At 63.5% G+C, this 23,570-nt stretch carries 4 protein-coding genes; all 4 read left to right on the top strand.

Annotated features, from left to right (window positions below; all coding sequences use genetic code 11):
- Positions 1 to 450: 450 nt before the first annotated feature.
- The 4 genes from LOY68_RS17810 to LOY68_RS17795 are packed head-to-tail and all read left to right on the top strand — an operon-like array spanning position 451 to position 23,537.
- Positions 451 to 10,152, top strand: coding sequence for a non-ribosomal peptide synthetase (locus LOY68_RS17810; protein WP_265038815.1), 9,702 nt, complete (start codon positions 451 to 453; stop codon positions 10,150 to 10,152).
- Complete coding sequence (locus tag LOY68_RS17805) at positions 10,149 to 14,261, top strand: amino acid adenylation domain-containing protein (protein ID WP_265038814.1); 4,113 nt, start codon at positions 10,149 to 10,151, stop codon at positions 14,259 to 14,261. The genes LOY68_RS17810 and LOY68_RS17805 overlap by 4 nt, the downstream gene beginning before the upstream one ends.
- On the top strand, positions 14,258 to 23,350 hold the full coding sequence (locus tag LOY68_RS17800; RefSeq protein ID WP_265038813.1) for a hybrid non-ribosomal peptide synthetase/type I polyketide synthase: 9,093 nt from the start codon (positions 14,258 to 14,260) through the stop codon (positions 23,348 to 23,350). The genes LOY68_RS17805 and LOY68_RS17800 overlap by 4 nt, the downstream gene beginning before the upstream one ends.
- Positions 23,343 to 23,537 (top strand): MbtH family protein, encoded by a 195-nt coding sequence (locus LOY68_RS17795; RefSeq protein WP_265038811.1) that lies wholly within the window; start codon positions 23,343 to 23,345, stop codon positions 23,535 to 23,537. Before LOY68_RS17800 ends, LOY68_RS17795 begins: the two co-directional genes overlap by 8 nt.
- Positions 23,538 to 23,570: the final 33 nt, after the last annotated feature.

Here is a 23,570-nt window from a genome sequence, read left to right as displayed (position 1 = left end):
ATCCGGCGGCGCACCAGGCCAAAAGCCTGGCGCCAAAGGATTGCCATGTGTCCACAGACCCGGCAATCGCAGCCGATCGGGTCCACCCTAGCGCTGTTACCCTTGCGCAGGCCGTTCCCCGTCGTTGACCCTCAAACGAAAGGTGAGGTTTCAATTGGTCAAGCGGTATGCATTCGTCGGTGTAGTGGGCAGGACGACCGAAGTCGCCAATGTCCCCGTCAGTTCCCTTGCTGTTTGCGATTCACGCCTTGCAGCGCTGTTCGCCAGCCAAATCCCCCGCAACCCCTTGCGCGCCACTGCGTCCGCCCATGACGTGAGTCCGCGGGCACGCGCCGCACCATCCCCCTGATTTCGCACGACCGACCCGACACACACTGTCGGGCCTGACTGGCGGGTGATGAACGTCCCAGCCAAACACACAAAAATAATGTAGTCATGGACGGTAGCCTGATGTTCGACAAATCTTCCTTGCGTGGGACGACCTCCGCGCAGCCCAACGCTTTACCCGAAAATCCATCCGACACTGCGGCACTCGCTTACTGGCGTGAACGGCTGGCCGATGCCCCGACGTTGCTGGAGTTGCCCACTGACCGGCCACGGCCGGCGGTGCAGGGTGATCAAACCGCTTCGCATGCGCTGGTGCTGGATGCGCCACTGACCGAAGGGCTCAAGGTTTTGGGCCTGCGTCACGGCAACTCTCTGTTCATGACCTTGCTCGCGGGTTGGGCGGTGGTGCTGGCGCGGTTGTCCGGTCAGCACGAGGTGATGATCGGGGCGCGCACGGGAGATTTAGGCAACACGCTGCCACTGCGTCTGTCCCTGACGGAAGCTCCGTCCACGAGCCAATTGCTCGATCACACCCGCGCTGTGCTGCTCGGTGCCGAGGAACATCAGGACCTGCCGTTCAAGCAATTGCTCGCGCAACTCAACCCCGAACACAGCACCGCTTACCATCCGCTGATCCAGGTGCTGTTCGCCTGGAATCACTCTGAATCACTGCCTGCCGGATTCGACCTGACGCTGGTGCTGGCCGAAACGGACGGGCGCATCAGCGGCCATCTGCATTACGCCTCGGCGTTGTTCGACGCCGCGACCATCGAGCGTTTCACCGGTTACTTGAATACCGTTCTGCAGCAGATGGTCGCGCAACCCGCATGTTCGGTGATGGCGCTGGAAATGCTCAACCCCGCTGAACGCCAACAACTTCTGCACGACTGGAACAGCGCAGAACAACCATTCGACGCCACCCAATACGTACACGGTTTGTTCGAAGCCCAGGTCCTGCGCAACCCCGACGCTATCGCCGCACGTTTGAACGATGAGGCGCTGAGCTACGGTGAACTGAACACCCGCGCCAACCGCCTGGCCCATCACCTGCGCAGCCTCGGTGTCGGCCCGGACGTGCGCGTCGGGTTGTGCCTGGAGCGCTCGCTGGACATGCTGGTCGGCGTACTGGCGGTGCTCAAGGCCGGTGGCGCTTATGTGCCGCTGGACCCGGCGTATCCGCCCGCGCGGCTGGCGCACATGCTCGCCGACAGCGCGCCCGTCGTGGTGCTGACCCACGGTCCGGCCGCTGCGGCCCTTGAACATTCGACCGTGCTGGACATCACCGACACCCGCCCTTGGGCGTCGCAATCACCGGACAATCCCAACCCTCACACTGTCGGACTGACGCCTCGGCACCTGGCCTACGTGATCTACACCTCAGGCTCCACCGGCACCCCGAAAGGCGTGATGGTCGAGCACCGTGGGCTGATCGCCGTCAGCGCCGCGTGGGAAAAACTCTACGCCTTGGGCGAGCCCCTCAATCACCTGCAAATGGCCGGTTTTTCCTTCGACGTGTTCAGCGCCGACCTGATCCGTGCGCTGGGTTTTGGCGGCACCTTGGTGCTGTGCCCGCGTGAAACCTTGATGCACCCGCCAGCGCTGTATCGCTTGCTGAGCGAGGCGCGCATCGGTTTCGCCGACTTCGTGCCGGCGGTGCTCAACCCGTTGCTGGCCTGGGTCGAACAAAGCGGCCACGACCTGTCGTTCATGCGCACCGTGGTCTGCGGCTCGGACATCTGGACCGCCCACAGCGCCCGGCAATTGCGCCGGTTGTGTGGCGATCATGTGCAGATCGTCCAGGCCTATGGCGTCACCGAAGCGAGCATCGACAGCACCTGTTTCGAATTCAACACCGACAGCGTGGCCGACGGTGTGTTGCCGATCGGACGAGCGCTGGCCAACACTCGGATTTACCTGCTGGATGCCTTGGGCGCACCAGTGCCCGTGGGTGTCGCAGGCGAATTGCACATCGGTGGCGTCGGCGTTGCGCGAGGTTACCTGAACCTGCCGCAACTGAGCGCAGAACGCTTTATTGACAGCCCATTCGTGGCGGGCGAGCGTCTGTATCGTAGCGGTGATCTGGCGCGTTATCGGGCGGACGGTAATCTGGAATTCCTCGGCCGCAACGATTTCCAGGCCAAGCTGCGTGGCTTGCGTCTGGAACTGGGCGAAATCGAGGCGCGTCTGGCGGATATCGTCGGGGTGCGTCAAAGCCTGGTGCTGTTGCGCCAGGACACCCTCGGCGAATCGCGGCTGGTCGCTTATTACTGCGAAAGCCAAGGCGCGGCGCTGAATCCGCGCTCGCTGCGTGAGCAACTCCAAGTCAGCCTGCCGGATTACATGGTTCCCACGGCATACGTGCGTCTGGATGCGCTGCCGCTGACCGCCAACGGCAAACTGGATCGCACTGCATTGCCGATGCCGGATGCCGAGGCCTTTGATCAGCGCGACTATCAGCCGCCGCAAGGTCCACTGGAAATCGCGCTCGCCAACATCTGGGCCGAAGTGCTCGGCGTCGAGCGGGTCGGGCGTCAGGATCAGTTCTTCGCCCTCGGTGGTCACTCGTTGTTGGTGATGCGCGTGCTGGCTCAGGTTCGCCAGCAACTCGGTCTGGAAGTGGCTCCTTCGGCGCTGTTTGCCGTGCCGGTGCTGGAACAGTTCGCCGAACGCCTGAAACTCAATCAGGACAAGGCTCGCGTGGCGATAGCGACTGTTGAACGGTCGGGCGCGCAAACGTTGTCGTCTGCCCAGCAGCGCCTGTGGTTTCTCGCACAAATGGAGGGTGGCAACGCGGCGTATCACATGCCGTTGAACCTGCGCTTGCGCGGGCCGTTGCGGATTGCAGCCTTGGAACGCGCCTTCAATCAACTGGTGGCGCGGCATGAAGCGCTGCGCACCACATTCATCGCGGTTGAAGGGGAAGGGCGGCAACTGGTCGCGGCGCTCTGGCAGTTCATCAAGCTGTCGGTGGTTGACCTGCAAGGGCAACCCGAAGCGTGTCTTACGCAATTGATCGACGAAGAAGGCGCGAAACCCTTCGACCTGAGCCGTGGACCGCTGATGCGCGTCAGTCTGGTACGGCTGGCGGAGGACGAGCATGTGTTGCTGTTGACCCAGCACCACATCATCTCCGATGGCTGGTCGATGGGCGTGCTCACCCGAGAACTCGGCCTGTTGTATGAAGCCGCCATTCAGGATCGCGACGATCCGTTGCCGCCACTGCCCGTGCAGTATGTGGATTACGCGGTGTGGCAGCGCCAGTGGCTGACCGGCGAGGTGCTGGCCGAGCAGAGCCGCTACTGGCGCGACACCCTCAGCGGCGCGCCGGTGTTGCTGGAACTGCCGGCCGATCACAAACGTCCGCCGGTGCAGGATTACCTCGGCGGCTTCGTGCCGCTGGTGTTCAACCCGGCATTGACCGCGCAGTTGAAAGCTTTGTGCATGCAACAGGGCACCACGCTGTTCATGACTTTGCTGGCCGCGTGGTCGCTGGTGCTGTCGCGCCTGTCCGGGCAAGCCGATGTGGTGATCGGCGTGCCGTCGGCCAACCGCACGCAGCAGGAACTGGAAGGGCTGATCGGTTTCTTCGTCAACACCCTGGCACTGCGCATGACCCGCTCGGGTTCGCCGTCAGTGGCGCAGTGGTTGCAACAGGCGCGCCGTGTGGCGTTGGGTGCCCAGGAACATCAGGACCTGCCGTTCGAGCAAGTCGTCGAATTGCTCAACCCGCCTCGCAGCCTGGCCCACAGTCCGCTGTTCCAGGTGCTGTTTGCCTGGGAGCAGGATCAGGATTCCGATCTGGTGTTGTCGGGGCTTGAGGTCAGTCCGGTCGAGAGCAGCCATCACGTCGCCAAGTTCGATCTGCAACTGGCGCTGCATGAGCGTGACGGGCAGATTGTCGGCGGTCTGGAATACGCCTCGGGCCTGTTCGAACCGGCCACGGTGGCGCAATTCGGCGAGTACCTGCGCCGGGTGTTGACCCAGATGGTCGAGAACCCCGAGCAGCCGTTGAGCACGGTTGATTTGCTCAGCGGAGAACAGCATCAACAGATCGTCCACGACTGGAACCGCACCGAGCGCGACACCTCGGCCATGCCCGATTGTGTGGCGCGGTTTGAAGCCGTTGCCCGGCAAACACCACAGGCAGTGGCGTTGCTCGCGAATGACCGGCAACTGAATTATGGCGCACTGAATCAGGCTGCCAATCGCCTTGCGCATTACCTGATCGAACAAGGCGTGCGTCCGGAGCACCGGGTCGGTCTGTGCCTGGAACGTTCGCCAGAGATGGTCGTCGGTCTGTTGGCGATCCTCAAGGCCGGCGCGGCGTATGTGCCGTTCGACCCGGCGTACCCGAGCGAGCGTCTGGCCTTTATGTTCAGCGATGCGGCGCCGACCTTGCTGCTGACTCAATCGGCATTGCGCGACGTTCTGCCCACGGACACAAACGCCTGCTGTCTGGATACCGATGCGCAGCGTTGGGCGCACTGTCCGGACACCGATCCGCAAGTGGCCGTCAGCCCCGATAATCTGGGCTACGTGCTCTACACCTCCGGCTCCACTGGCCGCCCGAAAGGCGTCGCCCACAACCGCCGCGCCCTGGATAACCTGATCACCTGGCAGCTCGACCAAGCGCAGGCACCGGGCCGGGTCCTGCAATTCGCTTCGCTGAATTTCGACGTATCGTTCCAGGAAATCTGCAGCACCTTGTGTTCGGGCGGCAGCTTGTTGCTGATGACCGAGGACAGCCGCAAGGACCTCGCCGCGCTGCGTCCGACCCTGGTGGCTGAAGGCGTGCAGCGCGCATTCCTGCCGTTTGCCGTGCTGCAGCAACTCGCCGGACTGACCGAGGCCGACGCGCCGATGCCGGCCGGTGGCTGCGAGATCGTCACGGCGGGCGAAGCCCTGCAAATCAACGATGAACTGCGCGACTTTGTGCGTGGCCTCGGCGGCGCGCAATTGCACAACCAGTACGGCCCGACCGAAACCCATGTGGTCAGCCAGTTCAGCCTGTCGTGCAGTGACGCCGAACACTGGCCGGATGCGCCGCCGATTGGCCGTCCGATTGCCAACGCGCGGCTGTACGTGCTCGACGTCGATATGAACCCGGTGCCGGTCGGCGTGGCGGGTGAGTTGTACATCGCCGGCGCATGCCTGGCCCGGGGGTATCTGAATCGTCCGGACCTGACCGCCGAACGCTTCGTGCCAGACCCGTTCAGCGCCAAACCCGGCGCGCGCATGTACCGCAGCGGTGACTTGGCGAAGTTCCAGGCCGACGGTAACGTGCAGTACCTGGGGCGCATCGACCAGCAGGTCAAGTTGCGCGGTTTCCGTATCGAACTCGGTGAGATCGACAGCCTGCTGCAACAGCAGCCCGGCGTGCAGGAAGCCGCCGTTTTGCTGCGTGAAGATGTGCCAGGGGACAAGCGTCTGGTGGCCTACGTGGTTGGCCCGGCGTCCAGCGAAACCCTGCGCGCCGAACTGCAACGGCACTTGCCGGAGCACATGATTCCCACTGCCTGGGTCTCGATGGCGCAGTTGCCGCTGACCCGCAACGGCAAGCTCGACCGTCAGGCATTGCCCGTACCTGAACGCAACGCCGGGGCCACTTACGTCGCGCCGCGCAATGACACCGAACAGCAGATGGCCGAGATCTGGGCCGAGGTGCTCAAGTGCGAGCGGGTCGGGATTCACGACAACTTTTTCGAACTGGGCGGCCACTCGCTGCTGGCGACTCGGATGATCTACGCGATCAACCAGCGCATGGGCGCGCAGTTGTCCTTGAGCAGTCTGTTCAAGACTCCAGTGCTGATGGATCTGGCGGCGCAAGTGCAGGCCGGGCGCAGCGATGACGCGCAAATCGTCCCGGCCTTCCTTGAAATCGAGGCGGATCGCGATGCCCGGCATGCGCCGTTCCCCCTGACCGATATCCAGCAAGCCTACTGGTTCGGTCGCGAAGCCACGGTCAGCCTCGGTGGGGTGAGTGCCCACGGTTACGAAGAACTGCGCATTCCTGACTTCGACGCCGCGCGTTTCGAGCAGGCGCTGAACCGCATGATCCAGCGCCACGACATGCTGCGCGTGGTGTTTCTCAGCGACGGTACGCAACAGGTGCTGGAGCAGGTGCCGACCTACTGCATGCCCCGCAGCGATTTGCGCGGCGTACCCGCCGACGTCGCGCAACAGACGTTGCAAGCCACCCGCGAGCGCCAGTCCCACCAAGTGCTGGACGCCAGTCGCTGGCCGCTGTTCGAGTTCAGCCTGTCGTTGCTCGATGACGGCATCACCCATCTGCACATCAGCCTCGATGCGCTGATCGTCGATGCCGCGAGCACGCAGATTCTTGCCCGCGAGCTGATGGCGTTTTACGTCGATCCAAACCTGATCCTGCCCGAGCCAGGCCTGACCTTCCGCGATTACGTACTCGCCGAGCATCAACTGCGCAGCGGCATTCGTTACGAGCAGGCGCTGAGCTACTGGGGCGAACGGGTCACCAGTCTGGCGCCGGCGCCGGACCTGCCGCTGGTGCGCCAACCGGACAGCATCAGCAATCCGCACTTCACCCGCCGCGACCGCGACATGCCGGCGGCGCAATGGGCGCAGCTCAAAGCCGTGGCCAAACAGTTTGCGGTGACGCCGTCGGTGATGCTCCTGACCGCGTTCAGCGAAGTGCTGGCGCTGTGGAGCCGGCAGCCGCGCTTCACCCTGAGTTTGCCGCTGTTCAACCGCTTGCCGTTGCACCCGGACGTCGATGAAATCATCGGCGACTTCACTTCCTTGATGCTGCTGGAAGTCAGCATCGCCGGGGCCATGAGTTTCACCGACAAGGCCCGGGCGGTGCAGGCGCAGTTGTGGCAAGACATCGATCACTCGGTGGTCAGCGGCGTGCGGGTGCTGCGGGAATTGTCCCAGGCCCGGGGCGTGCAGCAGACGGCGATGCCGATTGTGTTCAACAGCACGTTGTCGGAGGCAGCGCCGGAGCTGGCGGAGTTCAACCTCGCGGACGCGTTGAACGCCAAACACATGCACAGCATCACCCAGACCCCGCAAGTGTGGCTCGACCATACCTTGCTGGAGCTGGAAGGACGCTTGCTGTTCAACTGGGACAGCATCGATGAGCTGTTTCCGGCAGGCATGATCGAAGAAATGTTCGTCGCCTATAACGCACTGCTGGATCGCCTTTTGGAACCGGCGGCCTGGGAAGCGAGTACGCCGCAATTGCTGCCGATGGCATGTTTGCCGGCACCCCTCGACACTCAAGAAGCGTTGCCGTTGATGCACGAGTTGTTTGAGCGTCAGGCGCTCATAACGCCGGACGTTGTGGCCGTGATCGCTGCGCAGCGGCAACTCACCTACGGGCAATTGCGCACGGAGGCGCGGTCCCTGGGGGCGCTGCTTCAGGCCGAGGGTGTGGTGCCCAATCGGCTGGTCGCCGTGATGATGGAACGCGGCTGGGAACAAGTGGTGGCGACCCTGGCGATTCTGTACGCCGGTGGCGCTTACCTGCCGATTGACCCGACGCTGCCAGCGGAGCGGGTGCGGCACATTCTTGAGCGGGCCGAAGTCAGCCTGGTGCTGACCCAACCGGCGCTGCTCGGCGTGATCGAGTGGTCTGTGCAGGTCAGCGCCATCGCCGTGACCGATGACGTCATGGTCGAACACGCGCCGTTGCAACCGGTCAACGTTGCACCGACCGATCTGGCCTACGTGATCTACACCTCCGGTTCCACTGGCCAACCGAAAGGCGTGGTCATCGACCATCGCGGCGCGGTCAACACCTTGCTCGACATCAACCGACGCTTTGCCGTCGGCCCGGCGGATCGGGTGCTGGCGATTTCGTCGTTGAGTTTCGATCTCTCGGTGTATGACTTCTTCGGCACCCTGGCCGTCGGCGCGGCGGTGGTGGTGCTTGAGCCGCAACTGGCCCTCGACCCGGCGCACTGGCGGGACTTGATCGAGCGTCATCAGGTGAGCCTGTGGAACTCGGTGCCGGCGTTGCTCGGCATGCTGCTTGAATACGTCGAGGGCGAGGGCGGCACGCTGCCGGCCAACCTGCGGGTGGCGATGCTTTCCGGTGACTGGATTCCCCTGACCTTGCCGCAACGGCTGTGGGCGTTGCAGCCGTCGGCGCAACTGTTCAGCCTCGGCGGCGCCACCGAAGCCTCGATCTGGTCGATCTGCTACCCAGTGCAACACGTCGATCCAGCGTGGCGCAGCATCCCTTACGGCAAGGCCCTCGATCACCAGCGTTTTTACGTGCTGGACGAAGCCCTGCAAGTACGCCCGACTTGGGTTGCGGGACAGTTGTACATTGGCGGCATCGGCCTGGCCCAGGGTTACTGGCGCGATGAAAAACTCAGCGCTGGCAGTTTCTTCCCGCACCCGCTGACCGGCGAACGCCTGTACCGCACCGGCGACCTCGGGCGTTTGCTCCCGGATGGCAACATCGAATTCCTCGGCCGCGAAGACAATCAGGTCAAGGTCCAGGGTTATCGCATCGAATTGGGCGAGATCGAAGCCGCGCTCAATCGCCACCCCGGCGTGCAAGGTGCGGTGGTGCAAATCCTCGGCAGCACGCTCGGCGAAAAACGCTTGGCCGGCTATGTGCTCAAAGCCGATCCTGCATTGCAGGCCAGCGACTTCGTCCAGTACCTGGCGGACAAACTACCGGCCTACATGGTGCCGTCGTCGTTCACCTTCGTGGACGCCTGGCCGTTGTCGTCCAACGGCAAGGTCGACAAGAAACGCCTGCCGGAACCCTCGCAACAGCAGGAATCCGGCCCGGCGCTGGAAGTCGAAGGCGCGCAGGAACAACGGCTGGTGGCGATTGTGCAAGGCGTGCTCAAGCGCGATGCCATCGCCGGCAACGCCAACCTGCTGAACCTCGGCGCGACGTCGATCGACATCGTGCGCATCAGCAACGCGCTGTCCAGTGAACTGCGGTTTCGTCCGCACGTGGCGCAACTGTTGGCGCAGCCGACGTTGCTGCACCTGATCGGCATGTACCGCCAAAGCCTGGCGCGCCAGGAACTGGTGAGCAATGCGCAGCAACGTCCGAACAGTCCCGAGGAAGTCATCGAAGATCCGCAACAGCGTGCGCAGTTCAAGGCTGATCAGCGTGGGCGCCGGACCTTTGCCCAGGCGTTGCCGAGCGTGGCGCTGACATTGCCGCAATCCCCGGCATTCACCCAGCGCTTCAGCGATTACCGCTCGGTGCGCCAGTACGCCGCGCAACCGATTGAAACCCGTGCCTTTGCCGAACTGTTGGCGGCACTTGCTCAGGGCCAACTCGACGGCGAAGTGAAGTACCAGTTTCCGTCGGCCGGCGGTTTGTACCCGATTCAGGCGTACCTGTACGTCAAGCCGGAACGGGTGCTCGGCGTGCCCGGCGGCGCGTATTACTACGACCCGCGCGAGCATCGGTTGCTGGCCCTCGACAGCGGGGTGCTCGACCCGGACACCTACGACTATTTCGTCAATCGACCGGTATACGAAAACGCCGCGTTCTCGTTGTTTTTCATCGCCGACATGGCGGCGATCCGTCCGCTGTATGGCGAGCGCAGTCGCGACTTCTGCCACATCGAAACCGGCGCCATCGCGCAATTGCTGAGCATGACCGCCGTCGAGCAAGGCCTGGGCCTGTGCGGCGTGGGTTCGATTGAGGAGGCGCAATTGCCGACGTTGTTCGACCTCGGGCCGAGCCATCAATTGATCTACTCGATGGTCGGCGGCCTGCGTACCACGGATGAGCAACACCGCGCCCCGGTCGAGGTTTTTGCGCCCGACCAGCCCAGTGACGACAGCGACATGGAGGAATTTGAGGTATGAACGCCTATCAATTGCTGGAGCTGTTCGCGCGTCACGCCGTGGTCCTTGAAGTGGACGGCGACAAGCTGCGCTGCAAGGCGCCTCGCGGATTTCTGACAGAAGAGATGCTGCAAGCGCTCAAGCTGCACAAGCCTGAACTGATTGCGTTGCTCGGTGGCCATGACGCCGCTGCGATTCCTTCAAGGGCCGGCGGCGAAGCGCACTGGCCGCTGTCGTTTTCGCAGCGGCAACTGTGGTTTCTCGATCAACTGGAACCGGGCAACGCGTTCTACAACGTGCCCACGGCGGTGACCCTCAAGGGGCCGCTGGAAGTGCCGCTGCTGGAGCGGGCGCTGAACGAGTTGATCCAGCGCCACGAAATCCTGCGCACGACGTTTTGCAGTGTGGATGGCGAGCCGCGTCAAGTGGTGCATCCGGCGATGCCGCTGGCACTGCATGTGACTGATCTACGTGACCTGCCAGCCGCCGAACGCGAGCAGCAGGTCCGAATGGCAGTCGATCACGACGCCCGCGCGCCATTCGATCTGGCTACCGGCCCACTGTTGCGCGCTTCGTTGCTGCGCCTGGCCGACGATGAATATCTATGGCTGTACAGCGTGCACCACATCATCGCCGATGGCTGGTCGATGGGCGTGATCCTGCACGAAGTCGCCAACCTGTACGGCGATTACCTGCGCGGCGAGCCGTCGAGTCTGGCGCCATTGCCGGTGCAGTACGCCGACTACGCCTGCTGGCAGCAGCAACGTCTCGGTGGTGATGCGTTAACCGCGCAACTCGAGTACTGGCGGCGCACCCTGGCCGACGCGCCGGCACTTTCGACCATCCCCGCCGACCGGCCACGGCCACTGGTGCAGCGTTATGCCGGCGCCACGTTCAGCTCATCCCTCGATGGCAACACCCTGCGCGAACTCAATGGGCTGGCCCGGCAAACCCAAGGCACTTTGTTCAATGTGTTGATGGGCGCGCTGGCCGTGCTGCTGTGGCGGCACAGCGGTCAGCAGGATCTGTGCATTGGTACGCCATTCGCCAACCGCAGCAGCCCGGAAATCGAGCCTCTGATCGGGCACTTCGTCAACACTTTGGTGGTCCGCCAGCGCCTGGATCCGCAGCAAACCTTCGCCGAACTGCTGCGTGATGTGCGCGGGCAAATGCTCGACGTTCACGCCCATCAGGACGTGCCGTTCGATCGGGTGGTCGAAGCCGTCAACCCGCCGCGCGATACCACTCATTCGCCGTTGTTCCAGGTGATGCTGGTATTGCAAAACACCCCCGGCGGCGCGCTGGAAATGCCCGGGTTGAGCCTGTCGCCCTACAGCACCAGCAGCGCCACAGCCAAGTTCGACCTGGCGTTTGAATGGGTCGAACGGGAAGGGCGGCTGAACCTGTTGGTGGAATACAACACCGACCTGTTCGACGTGGCGACCATCGAACGCTTGAGCGGGCATTACCGACAGTTGCTTCAACACATCGCCCAAGACCCCAAGCAGCCGATTGGCGCGCTGTCGTTGTTGCCCGAGGCCGAGCGCGAACAAATCCTGGTGGACTGGAACCGTTCCGAACCACTGACGCATCCAGCCGATTGCGTGCACCGATTGTTCGAAGTCCAGGTCGCGCGCAACCCGCAAGCCTGCGCGGTGGCGTTCGAAGCTGAAACCCTGAGTTACGGCGAATTGAACGCCCAGGCCAATCGTCTGGCGCAGCATTTGCGCAGCCTCGGCGTCGGCCCGGACGTGCGCGTGGCGGTGTGTGTCGAGCGCTCGCTCGAATTGCCGGTGGCGTTGCTGGCGGTGCTCAAGGCCGGCGGCGCGTATGTGCCGCTGGACCCGAATTATCCGGTCGGGCGCCTGAGCCACATGCTCAGCGACAGCACCCCGGCGGTGCTGCTGACCCTCGGCTCGGCGCACGCGATATTGCGCCAGGCCCAGCAAGGTTCGACCTGGGAAGCGCCGGTGCTCGACCTCAAGGCCGACGCCGCGCTTTGGGCCGGGCTGTCGCCGGACAACCCCGACCCGCGCAGCGTCGGTGTCACGCCCGATCACCTCGCCTATGTGATTTACACCTCGGGCACCACCGGGTTGCCCAAGGGCGCGATGGTTGCCCATCGAGGCTTGAGCAATCTGCTGCTGTGGTGTTCCCAGGTCTGCGGTGAAACCGGGGTGATGTTGCACAAGATTCCCTTCGGTTTCGACGCCTCGGCCTGGGAAACCTTCTGGCCGCTGACCACGGGCGGGCGCCTGGTTGTCGCGCGTCCCGGTGGTCATCTGGAGCCGGGCTATATGGCGAAAGTGGTGCGTGAGCAGAGGGTCACGGCGCTGGTGTTTGTGCCGGCGATGCTGCAACTGTTTCTTGAGGTCGATGAAGTCAGCCTGTGCACCGAGCTGACCGACGTCTTCAGCGGCGGCGGTGAGCTGTCGCCAGCCCTGGCCCGGCGTTTTCAGGAACGGCTGCCGCATGCCCGTTTGCACAATGTTTACGGACCGACCGAAACCACGGTGATCAACAGCGTCTGGACCCTGGAGCCCGGCGCCGAAGTGCCGGCCCTGCAAGTGCCGATTGGCCGGCCGATCGCCAACAATCGTTTCTACGTGCTGGACGAGCGCGATGCGCCGGTACCGGTGGGCGTGACCGGGCAATTGCACATCGGCGGCGTCGGTGTCGCGCGTGGTTATCTGGGACTGGCGCAACTCACCGCCGAGCGCTTTATCGACAACCCATTCGTGCCGGGTGACCGGCTCTATCGCAGCGGCGATCTGGCGCGTTATCGCCCTGATGGCCAGCTGGAATTCCTCGGGCGCAACGACTTTCAGGTCAAGTTGCGCGGCGTGCGCCTTGAACTCGGCGAGATCGAGGCGCGGCTGGAAGCCTTCGCCGACATCCGCGCCGCCGTGGTGCTGATGGTCGGCGACACGGCGCAGAACCAGCGGCTGGTGGCCTGTTGTGCGGTGATGGAAACGCCGGACGAGTCGGCGGTGCACGCGCACCTGGCGGCGACGCTGCCGAGTGCGGTACTGCCGAGCGCCTATCTGTGGCTCGACACACTGCCACTGACCGCCAATGGCAAAGTCGATCGCGTGGCCCTGACAACCTTGGCCGATCAAGACCTGGCCAATCGTCAGGTCAACCTCAGCAGCCCACGCGATCACATTGAATTGACGCTGTACCAAATCTGGAAAGGCTTGTTGCTGGCGACCCAGATCGGCATCCGCGACAACTTTTTCAATGTCGGCGGGACGTCCATTGCGGCGATCAAAATGGCCCACCAGATCGGCCAGGCGTTCGCCGTCGAAGTGCCGGTGCGCGTGGTGCTCGGCTACCCGACCATCGAAGCCCTGGGCGGCTGGTTACGCGCCGGGGCCAGTCCGGCGGCGGTGCAAAGCAACCTGATCGAATTCCGTCGCGGCACGGGCCAGCGCAATGTGGTGTGCATTCACCCAGCGGGCGGCACTGCGTTTTGTTATTTGTCCCTGGCCAAAGTGCTGCCGGAGGAGGTCGGTGTCTACGGCGTGCAGTCGCCTGGATTGAATCCGGGGGAGGCCACCGAGCCGACGGTCGAAGCCATGGCCGAGGCCTATTTACGCCTGATCGAACCCTTGATTACGCAACCGCTGGTGCTCACCGGGCTGTCCTTCGGTGGTCTGGTGGCTTACGAAATGGCCCGGCGCCTGACAGCCGCCGGAAATCGCCAAGTGACCGTGGTATTGCTCGATACCCAAGGCTCGGATGATCCGGGTTTTCGGCAACAGATCGGCACCGTCGATATGGCCGAGTTCCGCGACAAACTGGTGCGCTTCAACGGCATGTACCCCGGCATCGAAGACGCGCAAGTCGAGCGTTATTTCCACCTCTACAACCACAACCGCCTGGCCATGGCCGGCTACGAATGCGAACCCCGCGCCGGTCGCGTGGTGCTGATCCAGGCCCGGGAAGGTTTCAGTCGCCAGCAGTTGCATGAGCTGCGGGGCTTCTGGCGTCGGCGTGCCGGCGAGGGCTTCTTGGCGAAACTGGTGAACGGCGGTCACTGGGACATGCTCGAAACCGCTGAAGTGCACCGGGTCTCGCAGACCCTCAAGCAGGAGCTGCAACGCTTCGACGCGCAGGAGGCGAAATGATGAATCCACAGATGCTGACGTTGCTCGCACAATTTGCCGGTCAAGTACGGCGCAATCCCCAAGCCCAGGCAGTCGTCGATCATCACTCACGGCTGACCTACGCCGAACTGGCCAGCGCCAGTGAGCGCATCGCCCGAGGTTTGCTGGCCCGTGGCGTGCAACCGGGCCAGTCAGTGGCGCTGTGCATGCCGCGTGGCTGGCAATGGCTCGCGGCGATACTCGGCGCGCTGAAAGTCGGCGCCGTGGTGGTGCCGCTGGATCGGGCCAGCCCTTTGAAGCGCCGGGATTTGATGCTTGCCGACGCCGCGTGCGTGGGGCTGATCACGCTGGATGAGGAGTGGACCCCGGCACCCGCGCTTTGGCAGGCGAGTGTCGAGGCGCTGCTGGATCACCCGGACCAACCGCCACAACCCTTGGCCGACACGTTTGCCGAGATCAGTTTCCTGTTCTACACCTCGGGCACCACCGGCACCCCGAAAGCCGTGGAAGTCGGCGAGCGGGGCTTGCTGCGCCTGGCGCAAACCGCTGGCTATATCGAAATTCGTCCATCAGACCGTTTTGCCTGTCTGTCGAATCCGGCCTTCGATGCGTGCAGTTTTGAACTGTGGGCGCCGCTGCTCAACGGTGGTTGCTGCGTGATGATTGCCGATCACGATTTGCTGGACGCACAACGTCTTGCCCGGGTGCTGGAAGAACAGCGGGTCGATAACCTGTTCATGACCGTTTCGCTGTTCAACACGTTGAGCGCGGAATGTCCCGCATGCTTCGCCAGCCTGCGCCAAGTGCTGATCGGCGGCGAACAAATCAGCGCCGCCGCCGTGCGCGCCTGGTATCGGGCGAATCCGGACAGTCAGTGCCAGATTTTCAACGTCTACGGCCCCACCGAATGCACCACGTTTGCCTTGTGCTACCGGATTGCCCGGGACTTCAGCGGCCTGTCGGTGCCGATTGGCCGGCCATTGCCGGACACTGGCGTGCAAGTGCTGGATGAGCAGCAACGACCGGTGGCGGCTGGTGAAGTCGGCGAGTTGTACCTAAGTGGCAGCGGCGTCGCCCGTGGCTACCGCAACCGAGCCGAAGACAGCGCCCGCAATTTCGTGCGCCTGGCCAACCTCGATGGGGGCGCCCATGTGCACTACCGAACCGGTGATCGGGTGCGGATCAACGCCGAAGGGCTGGTCGAGTACATCGGTCGGGTTGATCGCCAGGTGAAGGTCCGGGGTTTTCGCATCGAACCGGGGGAGGTGGAGCTGCAGATCCTGGAGCATCCGCAGGTGGCGCAGGCGTATGTCTGCACCCGACGCCAAGCTGCTGAGGACCACCAGTTGCTGGCGTTTATCGTGCCGCGCGAAGGCTTGAATCACTTGGAATTCGACGCCCATCTGCGGGCGCGACTGGCGTCGTACATGCGCCCGCACCAGTTGTTTTTGCTGGAGCGACTGCCGCTGACCGCCAACGGCAAGATCGACCGCGACACCTTGCTGGCACAGCCGTTGACGCCATGGCGGCCAACGGTCGAGGTGAGTGATGGCGATGCTTCGCCGGCCCTGAATTGGTTGCTGGAGCAAGTTCGAACCTTGCTTGGCCAACCGACATTGGGCGCGCACGACGACTGGCTCGGCAGTGGCGGCGATTCGCTCAAGGCCATGCGCCTGCGTTCAGCGATTCGCACCCATTGGCAGCGCGAGATTGCCATCGCTACGCTGTTGAGCGAGCCGTTCGCGGCATTGGCCGAACACCTTATCGGCCAACAGGGCAACTTTATCTATCCTCCCGCGCCAGCCATCAGCAACGCACGCCGTCTACCGGCCACCGCTGAACAACGTCGCTTGTGGCTGATGCAGCAGCGCACACCGACATCGACGGCTTATAACGTGCCGCTGATTCTGCATCTGGCTGCCGGTGTCGATGTGTCGGCGCTGGCGCATGCCGTGGGGCAACTGGCGGCGCGTCATCCGGGGCTGCGCACTGCTTTTGTGTCCGGCGCCGATGGCCTCGACCAAGTGATTGCCGAACAAGGACCGGTTTGTCGCACCTTCGAACCGGGGCATTTCACCGAAGACACTTGGCAAGCCTTCGCGGCGCTGGTGTTCGGTACGCCGTTCGATCTGGCCACACCGACGCTGTTCCAGGCCTGGCTGCTGCCGTTCGCCGATGGCAGCTGCCGGTTGCTGCTGAACCTGCACCACATCATCGTCGATGGCTGGTCGATGAACCTGTTGTTCGATGACCTGACACAGCTGTATGAAGACGCCGTGCGCGGGCGCGTCAGCCCTGAACCGCCACCACAACTGACCACGCTGGAATTCGGCCTGTGGCAGGGCCAGTGGAGCGTCGACCCGCTTTACCGCGACCAGCGCCGGGCCTTGGCGCAATTGCACCGCCAGCAGGAAGCGCCGTCGCCCACGCTGATGCCGATGCGTGCCGTCAGCCCGGAAGCCAGGCTCTATCGTGCACCCTTGGGCAACCTGCGCAGTGCGGCCCTTGAGCGTTTTTGCAGCCAACAACGCCAGACCCGTTTCGAAGTGCTGTTCAGTGTCTTCGCCTGGAGCCTTTACGCCCTGACCGGGAGTGAACGACCACGGATCGCCAGTCCGGTGTCGAACCGGCCGCTGGCGGAGTTCGAACAGACGCTGGGCATGTTTGCCAACACCGTGCTGATCCCGAGCGCGGTCGATAATGCCTTGGCGCTGGGTGAGCAATTACGCCGCCAGACCGCCACCGTGCGCGAGGTGCTGGCCTTGCAGGACGTCGCGTTGGCGGATGTGGTGGAAGACCTGCGTCTGTCGTCGGGCACCGCGTTGTTCGATTTCATGTTCGTGCTGGAAAACACCGAGTACGCCGCGTTGGCGGGTTCTGGCTTGCAAGCGACGCTGGAATTCAGCGAGCGGTTACAGGCGAAATGCCCGCTGACCTTGCTTGTCGTGGGGGCTGAATGCTGGTGGGAATATCAGTGCAGCTACTTCGATGAAGCGCAGATGCGCGCGGTGAATGAGCTGTTTTGCCGTGGTCTCGATCTGTTGCTGGAGTCCCCGGCAGCGACCCTCGACGATTTGCTCTGTCCTTATCGCCGTCACCTGCCGGTGGCCAGCGAAGGCGCCAACGGTACGCCGCCGTTCAACACCTTGGCCGACTGGTTCGAGCATCAGGTGCTTTGCACACCGGACGTCACCGCGCTGGTCGCCGGCCAGCAGCGCTTGAGTTATGCCGAACTGAATGGGCTGGCCGACACCTTGGCGGCGACCTTGATCGAGCATCATCCGCTACCGACCCTGGACCACGGGCCGCTGCATGTAGTGTTGTTTCTTGAAGCCTCGGTCGAGCACATCGTTGCCTTGCTGGCCCTGGCCAAACTCAACCTGACCGCCGTGCCGCTCGATCCCGGTTATCCGCTGGCCGTACAGCGTCAGGTGCTGGAACAGGCGAATCCGCATTGCCTGTTGTTCAGCACCGCGACCGAGGCGGCGCTGGAAAACCTCGATGCCAAGCGCTTTGCCCGGCATCGGGTGGAGCTGAGCGCCGAAGCCCAATCTTTAGAACGCCCACGTCATGCTGGCGAACGCGCGTTGTACACGCTATTTACCTCCGGCTCCACTGGCACGCCCAAGGGTGTGCAAGTGCCGGATCGGACCCTGTGCAACCTGTTGCAATGGCAGCGCGCCGAAGGCCAATTGCCGGCGAAATCGGTGACCTTGCAGTTTTCCATGTTGTCGTTCGATGTGTCGTTCCAGGAGATCTTCGGCACTTTGTGCGGCGGTGGCACCTATCACCTGATCACCCCGCGCTGGCGCCAGGATGCTCAGGCGTTGTTGGCGTATCTGGTTGAAGCGCGGATCGAACGCTTGTTCCTGCCTTGCGTGGCGTTGCAGCACCTGGCGCAAACCGCCGTCGCCCAAGGCGTGTACCCGCCAGCGTTACGCGAAGTGGTCACGGCGGGGGAGCAATTGCTGTGCACTGACGCGCTGAAAACCTGGTTCGGTGGTTTGCCGCTGGCGACGTTGTTCAATCATTACGGCCCCACGGAAACCCACGTGGTCAGCGCGTATCGCTTGCCGCCGACGGCCCGTGACTGGCCGCTGCGGGCACCGATTGGCCATGCCGTCAGCAATGCCCGTTTGCTGTTGGTGGATGAGCACGACCGCCCGGTGCCGAACGGCAGTCGTGGCTACCTGCTGGTGGCCGGGCCGATGATTTCCCGTTGCTACCTCGCCGATCCGGCGCTGAATACGGCGCGGTTTATCGAACTGCCGCAAGCTGAAGGTGACACTCGACTGTTCTATCGCACCGGCGATCTGGCCTGGGCCGACCCTGAAGGTTGCCTGCACTATCTGGGGCGTGACGACCAGCAGATAAAACTCAGCGGTCATCGCCTGGAACTGGGGCAGATCGAAGCGGCGCTGATGCAGGTGCCGCAAGTGATCAACGCAGTGGTGACGGTCCAAGCCGATCCGCCGAGCCTGATCGCGTATCTGCAACTGGACGGCGAGCCGGCGACGGCGCAGACGCTGGATCGTCAGGTCGCCCGGCAACTGCCGGCTCACGTTCGCATCGACGAGTATCGACGGATCGACGCCTGGCCACGCACGCCCAGCGGCAAGATCGATCGCAAGGCTTTAAGTGGTTTGGGCGAGGCGTTGGAGCGGCGTCGTTCGACAACTCCGGCCACTGCGTTGAGCCCGCTGGAACAGCAACTGAGCGAGTTGTTCAGCGCGGTGATCGGCCGGGACATCGAGCCCGACCAAACCTTCTTCGAAGCTGGCGCTACCAGCCTCGGCTTGATGCGCTTGCATGCCCGTTACAACCAGGAACTGCCGCACACGGTGGCGATGGCCGACCTGTTCGAACAGGTGACAGTGCGACGCCTCGCGGCGCACTTGTCCAGCGCGCCATCGGCCCCGGTTGAGCGTGTTCGCCAAACGGATGTTGACCAGCAACCGATGGCAATCATCGGCATGGCGGTCAACGTCGCCGGGGCGCAGAACCTCGATGAGTTCTGGTCGATGGTGCAGGGCGGAGAGTTGGGTATCGAGCATTTCGAGGCGGCTGAAGGGCGCGTCGGTGCCCGCAGTCAACTCGCCGGAATGCTCGATTTCGACCCCGAATATTTCGGCATCAGTCGTCAAGAAGCACGCCTGATGGACCCGCAACAGCGGCATTTGTTGATGGCCTGTGTGCAGGCGCTGCAACACGCGGCGATCACGCCGTCCGCCGAAGGCCCGCGCATCGGCCTGATTGCCAGTTGTGGCGAAACCACTTACTTCCAGCAGATGCTGCGCGAGACCGCTGACGGTGATTTGCCGGACGGTTTCCAGATGGCGCTGCACCACGACAAGGACTTCCTGGCGACCAAAGCCGCCTACCACCTCAACCTCACCGGCCCGGCCATGAGCGTGCAGGCAGCGTGCGGCAGTTCGCTGATCGGCGTGCACCTGGCCAGTGCGATGCTGCGTCAGGGCGACAGCGACGTGATGCTCGCGGCCGGGGTGCTGATCGACCCGACGTTGACCGACGGTTATCGCCATCGTTCGCAGCACATCTTTTCCAGTGACGGTCTGTGCCGACCGTTCAGCGACGATGCCAGCGGCACCATCGGCGCCAGTGGTTATGGCGTGGTGGTGCTCAAGCCTTTGGCCAGCGCTCGCGCCGATGGCGACCGAATTTATGCGCTGGTCGAGGCCTCGGCGCTGAACAACGATGGCCGCGACAAGATGAGCTACACCGCGCCTTCAGTGGCGGGGCAGAGCGCAGTCATCCGCGAGGCCTTGAACAAGGCCGGGCTGAACGGTGCGGACATCGGCTACATCGAAGCCCACGGCACCGGCACCTTGCTCGGTGATCCAGTCGAAGTCGCGGCGTTGAGCAAGGCGTTCGGTGCTGCCCCGGCCGGCGGTTGCGCGTTGGCCTCGGTGAAAAGCCAGATCGGCCATTTGGGTGCGGCGGCCGGGGTCGTCGGGTTGATCCGCGCCAGCCTCGCGGTGTTCCATGGTGTGGTGCCACCGAACCTTGGCTTTGGCCGGATCAATCCGCAAATCGACCTCGCTAATTCGCCGTTTTATGTACCGACCACGTCGCGGCCCTGGCCTGAAGGGCGGCGGCGTTTGGCCGGGGTCAGCAGCTTTGGCATTGGTGGGACTAATGCGCATGTGATTGTCGGTGCGGCGCAGCAGGATGAAGTGTTGGCTGAAGACGTGTTGCCGTGCCTGATGATCTCGGCCCACAGTCGTTCGGCGTTGCTGCGCGATGTAGCGGCGATTCAAGGGTATTTGAACGCTTTCCCCGAGCGTCACGAGGCGGTGCTGAGTCACCTGCAGTCCGGTCGTCGTCAGTTGCGCTGGCGCTTGGCGATGGCGTATCGGCCGGGTGATGAGTTGCACACTTCGTCGATCAAGGAAGTGAGCGTGTCGGGCGTGCTATTGAAGGCCAATGGGCTTTCAACTCAGGCGCTGATAGACGCGTGGTATGATGGTGCAACCATCGACTGGCCACAGCGCTCGGCGCCACCGCCGTGGGATCTGCCGCCATCATCCTTCGACCTGGAGACTTACCGCTTCCAGGCTGCAGTTGAGCACGAAAAGGCGACCGTCATTGAGCGACAACCCTTGGCCGACTGGTTCTACCAGCGGCACTGGGTGCGCGTGCGGCGCTTGAACACGGTGGTGGCTACCAAACGGCGTGAAACGCTGGTCATCTGCAGCAACGAAGCGCTCGACGCGACATTGCAGGAGAGCCTGAACACCGTCTATCAACGGGTCATTCACCTGCGTGCCGGCAACGGCTTCAAGCGACTCGGCACCGACCGTTTCGAGCTTGATCCGTTGGACGCGCAGGCCTTGTCGCGTCTGCTCGACGAAGTGGCTGAGCCCGCATTGGGCGAGCTGGACTGGCTGCATGCCTTGCCGATGTCGGTAACGGGTGCGGTCAATGAGCAAAGTCTGGCGGCGGCGCAATGGGCCGGTCTGGACACCGTCAGTGCCTTGATGCAGGCCTGGGGGCAAACCTCGCGGGCGCCGACGCTGCGGCTGTGGCTGATGTCGTGGCAGGCGTGTCCGGTGGAGGGTGAAGTGATGCGTCCCGAGCTGGCGGCGTTGGCCGGAATCACCGAAGTGGTGCCCCAGGAATACCCGGTGCGCTGTCACTGGCTGGATTGGCCGACGTTCCGCATGGGCGCGCAGGAGCTGGCGACGTTGCTCGCTGATCCGGCGTCGTTGCCTCGGCGCATGGCGATTCGTGATGGTTATCTCTGGCAGCCACGGCTGATCGCCAGTCCGTTGCCGGCGAGCGTTCCGATGGCGAACAGACTGCCCTTGGACGGCGCGTTCTTGGTATTGGGCGGCACGGGCGGTATCGGGCGCACGTTGGCCGAACACCTGTTGCAGGCGCCGCAACGGCGCATTGTCGTCCTGTCGCGCCGGGGCGAATTGCCGGCAGCGCTGGCGGCGTATGGCGCGCGGATCGACTGTGTCCAGGCCGACATTGCCGACCTGGCACGTTGGCCCGCCGTGCTCGAACAACTGGCCCGGCGCTACGGCTGCTTTGCCGGGGTGATCCACGCCGCCGGTGTCGGTGCGGGTAGCCTGATTCGCCAGCGTGACGCCCGCAAATTGGGCGAAGCCATGGCGGCCAAGACCCGAGGCATGCTCGCGGTCGAGGCCTTGATCTCAGCGATGAACCCCGGATTTGTCCTGTATTGCTCGTCGATGTCGGCGCTGTTCGGCGGCGCGGGGCATATGGATTATGCGGCCGCCAGCGGCGTGCTCGACGGCTTCGCCCATTACCGCCCGAATGCCGCCAGCGATTGCGTGCGCCTGGGTATCAACTGGGACATCTGGCGCGACGTCGGCATGGCCACCACCAGCGGCACCGGCGATGCCGCGCATCAGGAGCACCTGACGGTCGGGATGTCGGCAGAAGAGGGCTGCCGGGTGTTCGACCTGGCCATGGCGACGCAACTGCCACAACTGCTGATCTCGACCACCGGTATCGACACTGCACGGCGTTTTTATCCGGTTCGGCATGGCGCGGTGATTGCGCCGGTGAATGTGCCGGAAGTGTTGGACCTGCACAGTCATCTGCACGAAAGCCTGTGCAAATGGCTGGGCGTCACCCGCCTCGATGACGACGATTCGCTGTACGAACTGGGGGCGGATTCGCTGACGTTGCTCGACCTGATCGATGAACTGCAAGCGGCCACCGGTGTGGTGTTCCAGCTCTCGCAATTCAGTCACAAGGTCAGCCTGCAAGAGATCCTGGCGCTGGTGGATGCTGCCGCGGTCTGTTTGACGCCAACGGCGCCGGACACCTGGGCTGATGCGGTGCAGATTGATCAATGGCATGCGGGTGCCGGTCGTGAGTGGCTGTACCTGATTCACCCGGTGGGCGGCGATGTTCAGGCCTACCGTGAATTGGTTTCGGCGCTGCATCCCGATCTGGGCGTGTGTGTGATTGCCGATCCGGCGTTGCGTCTGCCGGACTTGCCGAACATCAGCCTTGCCGAGCGCGCTGCATTTTACTTGAAGGCGATTCAGGCCCGGGAACCCAACGGTGGTGCCTGGCGTCTGGCCGGGTGGTCGTTTGGCGCCTGGGTGGCGCAGTCGATGTGCAGCCTCGCGCAGTCATCCGGATTCAGGCAGCCGCTGCTGTACCTGATCGACCCGCCCGCGCCGGATGCCGGGGCAGAGCTGGCGAGCATCGATGATCAGGCGATCGAGCAGGTGTTCCAGCGTGAATTTGCCCAGCGATGGCCGGACGCCGTCGGCCGGGCCTTGCCCGAAGACCGACAGGTCTATATGCAGCGCCTGACCCGTTGCTGCAACCACAACATCGCCAGCATGGCAGCCTTCCAGCCACCGCCGTTGACGAACACTTCAGTGCGGATGTTCATCGCCGCGCAAGCCAATCCCTATGGCGTCGGCAATGCCTGGAACGCCGAAGACCTGAAACACGCCTGGCAGGATTTGCTCCCGCAGTTGCAGAGCTGGCAGCTGCTGGACACCGATCACTACGGCATCGTCGCAGGCCAGTGGGCGCGAGTGATCGCCGACATTATCAGCACCGATTCGCAACCCGAGGAGGGCGATCAGCATGAATGAAACCAACGCGCAATTTGAGGTGGTACGCAACGAAGAAGGCCAGTACTCCCTGTGGCCGGTGGGCAAGCCGACGGCCAACGGTTGGACCGAGGTGGGGCAACGCGGGGAACGGCAGGCTTGCCTGGATTACATCGCTGAACACTGGACCGATATGCGGCCGCGTTCGTTGCGCGAGCACTTGTCCTGACAATGGACAACCCCTGTGGGAGCGAGCCTGCTC

Origin of the sequence: Pseudomonas sp. B21-053 (genome assembly GCF_026016365.1) — a bacterium.
In the GTDB taxonomy this organism is placed as follows: Bacteria; Pseudomonadota; Gammaproteobacteria; order Pseudomonadales; family Pseudomonadaceae; genus Aquipseudomonas; species Aquipseudomonas nunensis.
This window is presented reverse-complemented; position numbering and strand designations above follow the sequence as displayed.